This window comes from Streptacidiphilus sp. BW17, assembly GCF_041262485.1.
Taxonomy (GTDB): Bacteria; Actinomycetota; Actinomycetes; order Streptomycetales; family Streptomycetaceae; genus Streptacidiphilus.
The window spans coordinates 190,116-202,843 of record NZ_JBGCCR010000011.1 but is presented as its reverse complement, the minus strand read 5'-3'; the positions used below and the strand labels follow the sequence as shown (position 1 = coordinate 202,843).

The following is a 12,728-nucleotide window of genomic DNA, read 5'->3' as shown; positions in this document are numbered from 1 at the left end:
GTACCTCTGTCCCGCACCCCCCTAGACTCGGGGGTACGGGACAGAGGCGTTTCTCAGGACTGGTTTCTCAGGACAGGGGCTCGGGTTGAGCGGCATCGACTGGCAGGCGGACCTGCGCCAGCGCGGATATCGGCTCACGCCGCAGCGGCAGCTGGTGCTGCAGGCGGTCGACGTGCTGGCGCACGCCACCCCGGAGGAGGTCCTCACGGAGGTCCGCCGCACGGCCGCGGGCGTCAACATCTCCACCGTCTACCGGACCCTGGACCTGCTGGAGGAGCTGGGCCTGGTCACCCACGCCCACCTCGGCCACGGCGCGCCCACCTACCACCTGGCCAGCCGCGACCAGCACATGCACCTGGTCTGCCGGGACTGCGACAACGTCATTGAGACCGACATCGCGTTCGCCACGCCGTTCGTGGAATCCCTGCGGCGCGCCCATGGTTTTGAGACAGACATGAAGCACTTCGCCATCTTCGGCCGCTGCGCGGACTGCACGGCCAAGCTCCCCGACGGGGCCGAGCTCGCCGACCGGGCGGACACGGCCGACCACGGCGGGATCGCCGGGGGAGCGACGGACAAGGAGACCCACGCGTGAGCTACCGCAGCCCCCTGCTGGACCGTCTGCCCGGTGCGGTGTCCGCCGACGGCGTGGACGCGGGCGTCGCGGCGCACTACGGCGACCTCTTCCGTGAGCAGCGCGCGCTGGCCGGCGGTGCGGGTTTCGTGGACCTGTCCCACCGCGGCGTCGTCACCGTCTCCGGCCCGGAGCGGCTGAGCTGGCTGCACCTGCTGCTGACCCAGCACGTCAGCGGACTCCCGCCGCAGCAGGCGACCGAGGCGCTGATCCTCTCGCCGCACGGCCACATCGAGCACGCGCTCTACCTGGTGGACGACGGCAGTACGACGTGGATCCACGTCGAGCCGGGCACCACAGGGGAGTTGGTCGCCTATCTGGAGAAGATGAAGTTCTTCGCCCAGGTCGAGATCACCGACGCGACCGACGCCTACGCGGTCGTGTACCTGCCTGCCGGGTCCACTGTGGAGGCGTCCGGCGGGACCGGGGCCGTCGCGGCGGTGCGTGAACTCGCTTACGGCCGGGACCTGTTCCTGCCGCGCGAGAGCTTTGCCGAGGCGACGGACGGCTTCGGCCCGGCGGCCGGGCTGTGGGCGTACGAGGCACTGCGCGTCGAGGCGCACCGGCCGCGTCTGGGCTTCGAGACCGACCACCGGACCATCCCGCACGAGCTGGGCTGGCTGGAGACCGCCGTCCACCTGCAGAAGGGCTGCTACCGCGGTCAGGAGACGGTGGCCCGGGTGCACAACCTCGGCCGTCCGCCGCGGCGTCTGGTCTTCCTGCACCTGGACGGCAGCGGCGAGGCGCTCCCCGCGCACGGCGACCCGGTCCGCCTGGCTGCGGACGGGCCCGAAGGGCGTGCCGTCGGCTTCGTCACCACGGCCGTCCGGCACCACGAACTCGGGCCGATCGCCTTGGGGTTGGTCAAGCGCAACACCCCTGCGGACGCCCCGCTGACCGCGGGCACGGTTGCGGCGGCGCAGGAGATCGTCGTCGAGCCCTGACCGTGTCCCGGTCTCGGGTCTAGAAGTCCAGCAGTACCCAGAAGTCCAGCAGTGCCTAGAAGCCCAGCAGCACGGTGAACGGGCCGTCGTTGGTGAGCGAGACCTTCATGTCCGCGCCGAACCGGCCCGTCGCCACCGTTGCGCCCAGCTCCCGCAGTTGGGCGACGACCTCGTCGACCAGCGGCTCCGCCACCGGCCCGGGGGCCGCTGCGTTCCAGGTGGGACGGCGGCCCTTGCGGGCGTCGCCGTAGAGGGTGAACTGACTGATCACCAGCAGCGGCGCGTTCAGGTCCGAGCAGGACTTCTCCCCTTCGAGGCTGTGCTTGTCGGAAAAGATCCGTAGCGACCAGAGCTTGCGCGCCATCAGCGCGGCCTGTTCCGGGGTGTCCTCGTGGGTCACCCCCACCAGCACGCAGAGCCCCGGCTCCTGGATGGAGCCGACGACCTCGCCGTCTACGGTCACACTTGCCTCGGTCACCCGCTGAGCCACTGCACGCATGCCCCCATTCTCCGGCACCCGTTGCAGGGGGCGTGCGAGCGGGCTCCGCGCGCCCCCGCGCCACCCCCGACGGGGGCTGTGCGCTGGGGATATGCGCCGGTCGTATTTATCACGGTGATTCGCCAGGGCCCCGATTGGGTGCAGCCGTCCCCGAACATGCGACGGACGGTGGCACGATGCACGCGTGGGACACCATGACGAGCTCGCCGAGCCGATCGACCTCTCCGGACTCGGTCTGGACGAGCTGCGCACGCTGCGCCGCCATGCGCAGCGGGACGAGGCCGACCTCTCCTATCTGCGCCGACTGCTGCAGGGCCGGGTCGACATCCTGCGCGCCGAGCTGGACCGCCGCAGCGGCCATGCCGCGCTGCTCACGGACACCCTGCTGGAGCAGCTGCCCGAGATCCTCGCGGACATCCCCTCCCAGGTCCGCCACTCGGCCCGGCACGTCACCCTGGGCACGCCCAACAGCCACGCGTACCGGACCCTCGCCGACGAACTCATGGGCGACGCCCGCCTGGCGGACCTGGCCGAACAGAGCGACGCCCAGCTCCAGAAGGCCTGCATCCGGCTGACCGCGCACGAGCGCGGCATCTCCCGGGAGCGCCAGCGGCTGCAGCGCACGGTGGACGGTTGCAGCGCGGAGATCACCCGCAGGTACCGTGAAGGGGAAGCACGCGTCGACGACCTGCTGTCCGGAGGGTGACCCGCTCCGCGCGGCGGTCCCCTCCAGGCACAGAAGGAACACTCACATGTCTGAATCCTCCGCCGCCGCAGGTCCCGCCGACCTTCCCGTCCTCGCTGAGGTCGTCCGCTCGGGTTTCGTCGAGGGCCACCACCGCGGCTCGCTGGTGATCCTCGCCGCCGACGGCAGCGTCGACTTCGCGCTCGGCGCCCCGGAGTTGCCGGTCTTCCCGCGTTCCAGCAACAAGCCGATGCAGGCCACGGCCGTGCTGCGCACCGGTCTTGAGCTCAACGGAGAGCTGCTGGCGCTGGCTGCGGCCAGCCACTCTGCGGAAACGTTTCACCTGGACGCGGTGCGGAAGATCCTCGCCTCGGCCGGACTCGACGAGACCGCGCTGCAGACCCCGCCGTCCTACTCCCTGGACGAGGAGGAGGCCGAGGCCTGGATACGCGCCGGCGGGCAGCGCGAGCGCATCCTGATGGACTGCTCCGGCAAGCACGCGGCGATGCTGGCGACCTGCGTCCGCAACGGCTGGGACACCGCGAGCTACCTGGCGGTCGACCACCCGGTCCAGGTCGCGGTCAGCGAGACGCTGGAGGAGCTGGCGGGTGAGCCGGTGGCGGCGGTCGGCACGGACGGCTGTGGCGCCCCGCTGATGGCCGTCAGCCTGGTCGGGCTGGCCCGCGCCTTCCGCGCACACCTCCTGGCGGACCCCGGCACCCCGCAGCGCCGCGTCGCCGACGCGATGCGCGCCCATCCTGAGTACGTGGCGGGCACCCGCCGCATCGACACCTGGCTGATGCGTGCCGTCCCGGGCGCGATGGCGAAGATGGGCGCGGAGTCGGTCCAGGCCGTCGCCCTCCCGGACGGCCGCGCGCTCGCCTTCAAGATCGACGACGGCGCGAAGCGGGCCCTCGGCCCGGTCCTCGCCGCCGCGCTTGCACGCGCGGGCGTGCAGGTGCCCGCGGACGCACTGGCTCGCATCGCGGCTGCCCCGCTGTACGGCGGGGGCGCCGTGGTGGGCGAGGTCCGGGCGGCGTTCTGAGCCCTGCGGCAGAGGGAAGTTGCACTATCAGGGGGGCGGGGCTCTGCGCGAGACACCACCGTGTGCGGGTGGCGCTGCTCGTTCGGTGCTCTACCTGTGTGGGTGGCTGGTCGCGCAGTTCCTCGCGCCCCCAGAGAGAGCAACTATCCCTCGGCGCCGGTGATCCGGCCGAAGGCCTCGAGGTTGCGCGTGGATTCGCCGCGCTTCGTGCGCCATTCCCACTCGCGCTTGATCGCCGTGGCGAAGCCCAGTTCCAGCAGTTGGTTGAACGGCTCGTCCGCGTTCTCCAGGACCGTGCCGAGGAGGCGGTCCACCTCCTCCGGCGTCACCGCCGCCAGCGGGAGACGGCCGACCAGGTAGACGTCGCCGAGGCGGTCCAGGCCGTAGGAGAGGCCGTACATCCGCGTGTTGCGTTCCAGCAGCCAGCGGTAGAACGCCTCGAAGTTCTCGTCAGGGCGGCGCACCACGAACGCGTTGATCGACAGTGTCTGCTCGCCCACCCGGAGGCTGCACGTCGTCGCGAGCTTGCGCGTCCCCGGGAGGGTCGCCACGAACGTCCAGAGATCGCCGGACGGTTGCTCCCAGGGGACTCCGGCCTCGTCCAGCGCAGCGGCCAGCACCTTCGCCGCCCGCTCGCGGGTGCTTCTCTCTTCGCCTGCCCTTGCGCTTGCGCCTTCGCCTTCGCTCATGCTTCGCACGTTACCGCGCCGTAGCGACCGCCACCTGCCCGGTCGTGAACCGGGCGCGCTGGATGGTGTCGGAGTAGACCTCGGCGGTCGAGCGGGCCGCAGTCTCCCAGCCGAACGCGCGGGCGTGACGGGCCGCGGCCGCGCCCATCCGGGCGCCGAGCTCGGGGTTGTCGACGAAGCGGCGCAGGACTCGGGCCCAGGAGGCGGGGTCGTGGCCGGCGACCAGGAAGCCTGTCTCGCCGTCGCGCACCGCGACGGGCAGGCCGCCGACCGCCGCCGCGACCACGGGCGTGCCGCAGGCCTGCGCCTCCAGGGCGACCAGGCCGAAGGACTCGCTGTAGGAGGGCATCACCAGGGCTGTCGCCGCGCGGTACCAGTCGGCGAGCTGCTCCTGGCCGACCGGCGGCTGGAACCGGACGACGTCGCAGACGCCCAGCTGAGCGGCCAGCTTGTGGAGGGCCTCGGGGCGGGTCATCCCGCTGCCGCTGGGGCCGCCGACGATCGGGACGACGAGGCGTTCGCGCAGTTCAGGGGACTCGTCGAGGAGGTGGGCCACGGCGCGCACCAGCACGTCGGGCGCCTTGAGCGGCTGTATTCGGCCGGCGAAGAGCAGCACCACCGCGTCCAACGGCAGTCCGAGGCGTGTCCGGATCTCCCGGACGGACGCCTCGGCGGCGCGGGAATCGCTGACCGCGTCCCCCACGGGACCGGTCGGGGAGGCAGTCGCAGGGCGGAAGACGTCCAGGTTGACGCCGGGGTGGACCACCGCGAGCTGGTCCCGGCGCGCGCCGTAGTACGAGGCGAGCTGCTCGGCCTCCTCGTCGGTGTTGGCGATCAGCCGGTGCGCCGCCTCGACGACCTGGGACTCGCCGATGATCCGCGCCGCCGGTTCGGGCTTGTCGCCCGTCGCCAGCGAGGCGTTCTTGACCTTGGCCATGGTGTGCATGGTGTGCACCAGCGGCACGCCCCAGCGGTCGGCGGCCAGCCAGCCGACCTGGCCGGAGAGCCAGTAGTGCGAGTGGACCACGTCGTAGTGGCCCGGACGGTGCCCGGCCTCGGTGCGCAGCACGGAGTGGGTGAAGGCGCAGAGCTGCGCCGGGAGGTCCTCCTTGATCAGGCCCTCGTACGGGCCCGCCGTGACGTGTCGCACCAGCACGCCGGGCGCCAGCTCGACCTTCGGCGGCAGCTCGGAGGCCGTGGCCCGGGTGAAGATCTCCACCTCGATGCCGAGCTCGGCCAGGCGCTTGGAGAGTTCGACGATGTAGACGTTCATGCCGCCGGCGTCGCCCGTTCCGGGCTGGTGCAGCGGGGAGGTGTGGACGCTCAGCATGGCCACGCGGGCGGGCTGATGGGTCACCGCTCGTCCTCTTTCCGGTCCGGTCCTGGGTCGTCCTGCTGTCCGGCTTCCTGCCTTCAGCACTGGTGCAACAGGTCTGATCGCCCAGCGATTCCCGCCCTCATACCCACGTTACCTGTTCGATTCATTTGTTCGATCGCGTGCGGATGCCTCGGCCCGGACCGCGTACGCTGCGTGACATGGGAGCTCGCACGGGGACGAAGCCGGTGGGCGCGGTCACCCGGGGCACCACGAACCCGAACCGTCTGCGCCGCCAGGACCGCTGGATCGCCCACACCCTGGCCCCGGCCCTCCGCCGCGCGGACGCGTCCTCGCCGGCTGCATCCCCGTCGAACGCTGCCCGGACGGACGCGGCCCCGTCGAACGCGGCCCGGACGGGCGGTCCGGTCGCCGTCGACCTCGGCTACGGAGCCGCGCCGTGGACCGCGGTCGAGCTGTACGAGCGGCTCCACGCGGTCCGGGCGGACGTGCGTGTGGTCGGCATCGAGATCGAGCCGGAGCGCGTCGCCGCGGCGCAGCGCTGCGCCCGTCCGCCGGCGCTCACCTTCCGCCGCGGCGGGTTCGAGGTGCCGCTTGACGGAGGCGAGCGCCCGCTGCTGATCCGCGCGGCGAACGTGCTGCGGCAGTACGACGAGGACGAGGCCGCGGCGGCGTGGGAGCGCATCTGCGCCCGGCTGGCCCCGGACGGACTGCTGGTCGAGGGCACCTGCGACGAGATCGGCCGCCGCCAGTCCTGGGTCGCCCTCGGCCCGGAGGGCCCGCGCACGCTGACTCTCTCCACGCACCTCGCGTCGCTGGAACGCCCCTCCGATCTCGCGGAGCGGCTGCCCAAGGCGCTGATCCACCGCAACGTGCCGGGCGAGCCGGTCCACGCCCTGCTCCGTGACCTCGACCGCGCCTGGGCCTCGGCCGCGCCGTACGCGGACTTCGGCGTGCGACAGCGCTGGCTCGCCACCGTCCGCACCATCGCCCCGGACTGGCCCCTCGTCGACACCCCCTCCCGCCACCGGCTGGGTGAACTCACCCTCCGCTGGGGCGCTGTGGCGCCGCGCTGAGCGGACGCTCCCGCATGTGGCTGCGGCCCTGGGTAGTGCAACGGCCCTGGTCGTTTACAGCGATCCATGGCAGCATCCCGGGGCCGTATCTGACGCAGCGTCAGCAAATGGGAGGCCTGCCGTGCCACGTTCCCGCCCCCGTCGCTGGGAGTCACTGTTGTTCGTTGCCTCCGCCTTCGCGTTGAGCGTGGCCGGAACGACCGCCACCGCCCCGTCCGCCGTTGCCGCCCAGCAGCTCGCCCCGCTCTCGCCCGCCCAACGCCTGGCTGACTTGCAGGGCGAGATCGCCGCGCTCTACCAGCAGGCCGAGTCGGCGTCCGCCCGCTACGACGAGGCGACCCAGGCCGTCACCACCCAGGAGGCGCGGATCGTCGCCGTCGCGCGGCAGATCGTCGCGGCGCAGGACAAGGTCGACACCCTCACCTCGCTGGTCGGGCAGTATGCCGAGTCGCAGTACTCGGGGCTGTCCTCGTTCTCCGATCCCACCCTCCAGGCGCTGTTGGCCCAGGACCCGGGCGCCTATCTGGCCCAGATCCCGCTGGCGCAGCAGGCCTCCACCTCGGCTGCCGCCGCGCTGCAGCAACTGCAGCAGGCGCAGGCCACCCTCGCCGCCTATGGCAACGACGCGACCACCGAACTGGCCGCGCTGTCCCGGAGTCAGGCCGAGGCTGCTGCGGCCGTCTCCGAGATCAAGGGCAAGTTGGCCACCGCGAAGGCATTGCTGGCCTCGCTCTCCGCCGCTGATCTGGCGGAGTTGCAGACCATGCAGGCGCAGACCGCGCTCGCGGCCCAGATGGCCTGGCGCGGCACGCTCACCGCGGCCGAGCTGGGCCGTCAAGCCGTGGGGGCGAGCCGGGCGGCCATCGCCTACGCCGTCGCGCAGATCGGCAGGCCCTACCTCTGGGGCGGCACCGGCCCCAGCTCGTTCGACTGTTCGGGGTTGACCATGCGCGCCTGGCAGGCGGCGGGCGTCGACATTCCACGGACCTCGGAGACGCAGTGGGCGGACCTTCCGCACGTGCCCGTCTCCGACCTGCAGCCCGGGGACCTCATCATCTACTTCCACGACGCCAGCCACGTCGCGCTCTATGTCGGGGACGGCGCCATCATCGAGGCGCCGCACCCGGGCGGTGTCGTCGAGCTCGCCGCGGCCGGCTCGATGCCCATCCTCGGCGTGGTCAGACCGTCCTGACGACTCGCATAGCCGAAGTTCACTCGAACGAGTTATCGAATAACCATGGTGGATTGACGGTCTCTCAGTCCACCATGGGTCCGTGCGACAACTCCTGCCACACCCGTTCGAAGACGTCGTAGGCGTCTGCCCCGTACAGCACGAACCGGGCCTCCTCGACCAGGCTCCGGCTCCCCACGTCGCCCATGTCCGACACAACCGATGTGACCGCAGTGTCCAACATATCCAACATGTCCGATGTGACCGACGTAACCGAAGTGTTCGACCCTCCGGCCGACAGCATCACGCCGAGCGCGATCCGCGCCGCGCTCTCCATCGGCCAGCCGTAGACGCCGGTCGAGACGGCCGGGAACGCCACCGTGCGCGCGCCCAACTCGTCGGCCACACGCAGCGATTCGCGATAGCAGCAGGCCAACTGGGCGGCGCGGCGCTCGAACTCGGCCGACGGCTCGCCCGGTTGCGGGTAGACCGGGCCCACGGTGTGAATCACCCAACGGGCGGGCATCCGTCCGGCCGTGGTCGCCACCGCCTGACCGGTGGGCAGGCCCTTGCCGTAGTGCCCCGCCCTCAGTTCCCGGCAGGCGGCCAGGATCTCCGGACCGCCCGCGCGGTGGATCGCGCCGTCGACGCCGCCTCCGCCCAGCAGCGAGGAGTTCGCCGCGTTCACCACGGCGTCCACCTCCTGCCGTGTGATGTCCCCCTGAATCAGCGTGATCTCCATCACCAACTCCTTTCCTCCTGTGGCACGCTAGAGGACTTCTCGGGCGTGGCGCCGCACCGTTGCGCCTCAAGCGCCGCACGGGCTCTCGTACGGCACAGTGATCACGGTCGCCCCAGGTGCGGCCGAATGCGCTGGGGAGAGGTCGTGCAGATCACGTCACGGTCACGAGAAGGACGCCAGATGATGGTGTTGGGTGGGCACTGGATCCGCCGCCCAGCCGTTACCGAGTCGGAGAGAGGGAGGTAGGCCCATGAACGCCAGTTCCGGCGCCGCTGCGAACGCAGCGAGTGCGGCGATACCGCGCCCGCGCATCTCCGACGCAACGGACGCAACCAGTGCAACCGGCACAAAAGGCGCGAATCCCGAGTCTGCTGAGGTCGCCGCTGCTGTGGCCGTCGCCACTGCGCCCGTGCCGCCGCTCTCCGTGCTGCTCATCGAGGACGACGACGTCGGTGCCGAGTCGGTGCGCAACCTCCTTGCCGAGCTCGGCTCCGAGGTCGCCTTCCGCTGGGCCCGCAGTCTCCCCGAGGCGCTGCCGATGCTCGACGCGGACACTGCCTGCGTCCTGATCGATCTCGAACTCCCGGACAGCAGCGGCCTGGAGGACATCCGCACGCTGCTGCGCCGCGCCCCGCGCACGGCGGTCCTCGCTGTCACCGGCACGGTCGACTTGCAGCTCGGTGCCGCAGCCGTCGCCGCCGGTGCTCAGGACTTCCTGGTCAAGCAGGAGATGGACGGCCGTCTGCTGACCCGCGCGGTCCGCTACGCCGTCGAGCGCAAGCGTGCCGACGAGTCCCAGCGCCGCCTGGTCGAGGCGGAGCTGCGCGGCCAGGAGAACGCACGCCTCCAGCGCCACCTGCTGCCGACGCCACTGCTCGACGGCTCCGGCCTCAGCTTCCACGCCCGCTACCGGCCAGGTCGTCGCCGGGCGCTGCTCGGCGGGGACTTCTACGACGCCGTCCGCACGGCTGACGGCACGGTCCACGTCGTCATCGGCGACGTCTGCGGCCACGGCCCCGACGAGGCCGCGCTCGGAGTCGCGCTGCGGATAGCCTGGCGCACCCTGGTCTTCGCCGGTCTGACCGGCCATGCGCTGCTGGCCACACTGCAGCGCGTGCTGGAGCACGAGCGCCGCAGCGAGGAGATCTTCGCGACCCTGTGCATGCTGGCGATCCGCCCCGAGGGCGACCACGCCGAGCTGCACCTGGCCGGTCACCCCGCGCCGCTGCTGCTGCGCGAGGACGGCGTGCCGGAGCTGCTGCCCTACGACGACGCCGGTCCCGCGCTCGGCCTGATCGGCGAGGGCCACTGGCCTCCCGGCAAGGTCCGGCTGGGCGATGACTGGGCGCTGATGCTCTACACGGACGGCCTGATCGAGGGCCGGATAGGCGCCGGCACCCGCCGTCTCGGCCAGGAGGGGCTGATCGACATGATCGGCGACCACCGGCAGGCGGGCCTCCGCGACGAGCAGCTGATCGACACCGCCATGTCCGAGGTCGAGGACCTCAACGGCGGCGCGCTGGCCGACGACGTCGCGGTGCTCCTGCTCACCAGGGCCCGTACGGCCCCATGTGGTCCTGCTTCTGCTGCCCGTTCCGGCCACCCCGGCGGGACGGCGTGACGCGCCGCAGCGCGGGCCGCACGTCCACCATGTAGACCATCGCGGCCACGATCGCGATCAGGTCGAGGAAGATCGAACCGAGGAAGAACTCGATTCCCACGCCCACGCCCAGGATGATCAGCCAGAACGGCTTGGTCTTCTTGTCCGCGGCCCGGTACGCGTCCTCGCGGCGGAACGCGGCGTCGACGAAGGTGAAGACCGTGAACAGCGTCAGGCCCATCATCAGCCAGTACAGGACGTTGTCGAATGCTGCCGTCAGCAGTCCGTAGGCGGCCAGCTGGTTCATCGCCACTCCCTCGTTCCACTCGGACGGGCTCAGGCCCATCGTGACATGCAAAACGGCTGGGGCACACAGGACGTGCCCCAGCCGTTGCGATCCTGTCGTTCTCTTGTCGCGCGCCCTTTGGCCGGGTGGTTCAGCTGGTGGTGCGGGGCTTGCGCGGCGTCGACTTGCGCGCGGGCTTGGGCGCGGCGGCGTCCTTGGCCGCTGCGTTCTTGGCCGGGGCGGGCTCGTCCACGACCTCGACGATCTCGACGATCTCGGCCTCTGCCTCGACGTCGTCCAGACCGGCGGCGAAGACGTCCGCCTTGGCGGTCGGGGTGCCGTTGCTGGCGCGCTCGGCCTTCGCGGTCACCGGCTGCGGGTCGGCCTCAGCGTCGGCCGCGCCCTCCCCGAACTGGCGCTCGACGACGACCTTGCCGCGCACGGCGAGCTCGTCGTAGACCTCACGCGCCTTGACCGCGAACTCGGCGGCACGGCCGACGCTCTGCAGCGCGAGGGCCTGGGCCCGCTCCTGCAGCGACTTGATGTCGGTCGGCAGCGACTGCACCGTCTCGGTGACCTTGGTCTGTGCCTCGACCAGGCGGGCCTGGGCCTCGGTCAGGGTCGCGGTCGCCTTCTCCTGCGCGGCCTGCCGGTCGGCGGCGAGGGCCGCGGCCTTCTCCGGAACGGTCCGGAGCTTCTCCACCGCCAGGTCACCGGCCCCGGCGAGGGCGTAGAGCGGGGTGGGGTCGGACAGGGTCTTACGGAGGTCGTCAGTGATCGGCATCGGAATTCCTCCCCTTCACGTCGTCTGCTGGCTGGGTGTGTGCGGCTCGTCGGTGGTGGCCCCGTCGGCGGGCGCGGTGCGGGAGCGGGCGTTTCCGGGAGTGGCATCGGGGTCGTTGACCCGGACGCCGTTCTCCTTGAGGAACGACTCGTAGACCGCGAGCAGCACCTGCTTCTGCCGCTCGTCGATCAGCGGATCGGCCAGGATCGCGGCCCGGAGCTCCAGGCCCTCCTCCTCGCGCTCGTCCAGGATCCCCGCCTGCACGTACAGCGTCTCCGCCGAGATCCGCAGCGCCTTGGCGATCTGCTGCAGGATCTCCGCGCTGGGCTTACGCAGTCCGCGCTCGATCTGACTCAGGTACGGGTTCGACACCCCTGCCGCGTCGGCAAGCTGACGCAGCGAATACTGCGCATACCGCCGCTGCTCCCGGATGTACTCGCCGAGCGACCCGACGTTGAGTGAGGCCATGACTCCATGCTGCTCCTTTGTGCTTGCAATTGCAAGCACGCCGCTAGCAAGCGTTTGCGGGCGTGTCGGCGGCGTGGCGTCCACCGTCGATTCCGGAGGCCTCCGGCGCGGGACGGGTCGCGAGGAAGAAGGCCTGCTCGCCCTGGGTGGGGCGCTCACTCTCGTCGGGTGCGCGGACCAGGCGGGCGTCGAGGGTGAAGCCGGCGTCGGTGAGGAGTGCGGCGACCTGGTCCAGCGGGAGCCAGTAGACGTCCAGGTCAACGGCGTGGCCGTAGCCCTGGCTCAAGCGGCGGTGCCGGTCTCCCACCTTGAATGCGAGCAGGAGTCGTCCGCCCGGTGCCAGCACCCGGTGGATCTCCGCGAAGACGGTCGGCAGCAGCTCCGGCGGCGTGTGGACGGTCGAGTACCAGGCAACCGCGCCGTCCAACGACGCGTCCGGCAGGTCGAGTTCCGTCATCGAGCCCACCTCGAAGCGGATGCCGGGATGCCGTTGTCGAGCCACCTCGATCATGCCGGGCGACAGGTCGATCCCGAAGATCCCCTCCAGCCCCAGCCCCCGCAGGTGGGCGGTGACCCGCCCGGGCCCGCAGCCGAGCTCCACCGCACGGGCCTTGGGCCCGACCACCTCAGCGAACACGCCCAACATCGCTCGGTCCAACGGCTTCGGCGCGAGCTCGTCGGCGAGAAGCTCGGCGTAGTCGGCGGCGACGGTGTCGTAGGACGCGCGGGTGGAGTCCAAGTACGTCTGCGCGGAGGTCTGTTCGGCCAT

At 71.4% G+C, this 12,728-nt stretch carries 15 protein-coding genes; 7 read left to right on the top strand and 8 right to left on the bottom strand.

The window, feature by feature from the left end:
- Positions 1-85: 85 nt before the first annotated feature.
- Positions 86-595: a Fur family transcriptional regulator gene (locus ABH940_RS16655; RefSeq protein WP_370066568.1), complete on the top strand. Its 510-nt coding sequence runs from the start codon at positions 86-88 to the stop codon at positions 593-595.
- Positions 592-1,578: a folate-binding protein YgfZ gene (locus ABH940_RS16650; RefSeq protein ID WP_370066566.1), complete on the top strand. Its 987-nt coding sequence runs from the start codon at positions 592-594 to the stop codon at positions 1,576-1,578. The genes ABH940_RS16655 and ABH940_RS16650 overlap by 4 nt, the downstream gene beginning before the upstream one ends.
- A 55-nt stretch (positions 1,579-1,633) precedes the next feature.
- Here the strand turns inward: ABH940_RS16650 and dtd are convergent, their stop codons facing one another.
- Positions 1,634-2,077 carry a D-aminoacyl-tRNA deacylase gene (dtd, locus tag ABH940_RS16645; protein ID WP_370066564.1) on the bottom strand — a complete coding sequence of 148 codons (444 nt, stop codon included), beginning with the start codon at positions 2,075-2,077 and terminating at the stop codon, positions 1,634-1,636.
- A 184-nt stretch (positions 2,078-2,261) separates the two neighbouring features.
- Here dtd and ABH940_RS16640 point away from each other — a divergent pair, with 184 nt between their 5' ends.
- Positions 2,262-2,783: an aerial mycelium formation protein gene (locus ABH940_RS16640; RefSeq protein WP_370066562.1), complete on the top strand. Its 522-nt coding sequence runs from the start codon at positions 2,262-2,264 to the stop codon at positions 2,781-2,783.
- Between the two features lie 46 nt (positions 2,784-2,829).
- On the top strand, positions 2,830-3,807 hold the full coding sequence (locus tag ABH940_RS16635; RefSeq protein WP_370105512.1) for an asparaginase: 978 nt from the start codon (positions 2,830-2,832) through the stop codon (positions 3,805-3,807).
- 143 nt (positions 3,808-3,950) lie between these two features.
- On the opposite strand, the gene ABH940_RS16630 is transcribed toward ABH940_RS16635, so the two are convergent.
- Both ABH940_RS16630 and mshA read right to left on the bottom strand, forming a co-directional pair.
- Entirely contained in the window at positions 3,951-4,496 is a 546-nt protein-coding gene (locus tag ABH940_RS16630) for a YbjN domain-containing protein (protein ID WP_370066558.1), read from the bottom strand.
- Between the two features lie 10 nt (positions 4,497-4,506).
- Positions 4,507-5,826 (bottom strand): D-inositol-3-phosphate glycosyltransferase, encoded by a 1,320-nt coding sequence (mshA, locus tag ABH940_RS16625; RefSeq protein ID WP_370066650.1) that lies wholly within the window; start codon positions 5,824-5,826, stop codon positions 4,507-4,509.
- Positions 5,827-6,032: 206 nt separating this feature from the next.
- Here mshA and ABH940_RS16620 point away from each other — a divergent pair, with 206 nt between their 5' ends.
- Together ABH940_RS16620 and ABH940_RS16615 are read left to right on the top strand one after the other, a co-directional pair.
- The gene (locus ABH940_RS16620; RefSeq protein WP_370066556.1) at positions 6,033-6,908 is read left to right on the top strand and encodes a class I SAM-dependent methyltransferase; all 876 of its coding nucleotides are present in this window, start codon (positions 6,033-6,035) and stop codon (positions 6,906-6,908) included.
- Between the two features lie 157 nt (positions 6,909-7,065).
- On the top strand, positions 7,066-8,100 hold the full coding sequence (locus ABH940_RS16615) for an NlpC/P60 family protein (RefSeq protein WP_370066554.1): 1,035 nt from the start codon (positions 7,066-7,068) through the stop codon (positions 8,098-8,100).
- Positions 8,101-8,164: 64 nt separating this feature from the next.
- On the opposite strand, the gene ABH940_RS16610 is transcribed toward ABH940_RS16615, so the two are convergent.
- Positions 8,165-8,824 carry an O-acetyl-ADP-ribose deacetylase gene (locus ABH940_RS16610; protein WP_370066648.1) on the bottom strand — a complete coding sequence of 220 codons (660 nt, stop codon included), beginning with the start codon at positions 8,822-8,824 and terminating at the stop codon, positions 8,165-8,167.
- A gap of 385 nt (positions 8,825-9,209) precedes the next feature.
- Between ABH940_RS16610 and ABH940_RS16605 the strand changes: the two genes are divergently transcribed.
- Entirely contained in the window at positions 9,210-10,442 is a 1,233-nt protein-coding gene (locus ABH940_RS16605) for a PP2C family protein-serine/threonine phosphatase (protein WP_370066552.1), read from the top strand.
- Here ABH940_RS16605 and ABH940_RS16600 read toward each other — a convergent pair.
- From ABH940_RS16600 to ABH940_RS16585, 4 genes are all read right to left on the bottom strand, one after another.
- Positions 10,369-10,728, bottom strand: coding sequence for a DUF2516 family protein (locus ABH940_RS16600; RefSeq protein WP_370066646.1), 360 nt, complete (start codon positions 10,726-10,728; stop codon positions 10,369-10,371). The genes ABH940_RS16605 and ABH940_RS16600 overlap by 74 nt on opposite strands.
- Before the next feature lie 130 nt (positions 10,729-10,858).
- Positions 10,859-11,491 carry a hypothetical protein gene (locus ABH940_RS16595; protein ID WP_370066550.1) on the bottom strand — a complete coding sequence of 211 codons (633 nt, stop codon included), beginning with the start codon at positions 11,489-11,491 and terminating at the stop codon, positions 10,859-10,861.
- Positions 11,492-11,506: 15 nt separating this feature from the next.
- Positions 11,507-11,959 carry a helix-turn-helix domain-containing protein gene (locus ABH940_RS16590; protein WP_370066548.1) on the bottom strand — a complete coding sequence of 151 codons (453 nt, stop codon included), beginning with the start codon at positions 11,957-11,959 and terminating at the stop codon, positions 11,507-11,509.
- A gap of 43 nt (positions 11,960-12,002) precedes the next feature.
- Complete coding sequence (locus ABH940_RS16585; RefSeq protein WP_370105511.1) at positions 12,003-12,728, bottom strand: class I SAM-dependent methyltransferase; 726 nt, start codon at positions 12,726-12,728, stop codon at positions 12,003-12,005.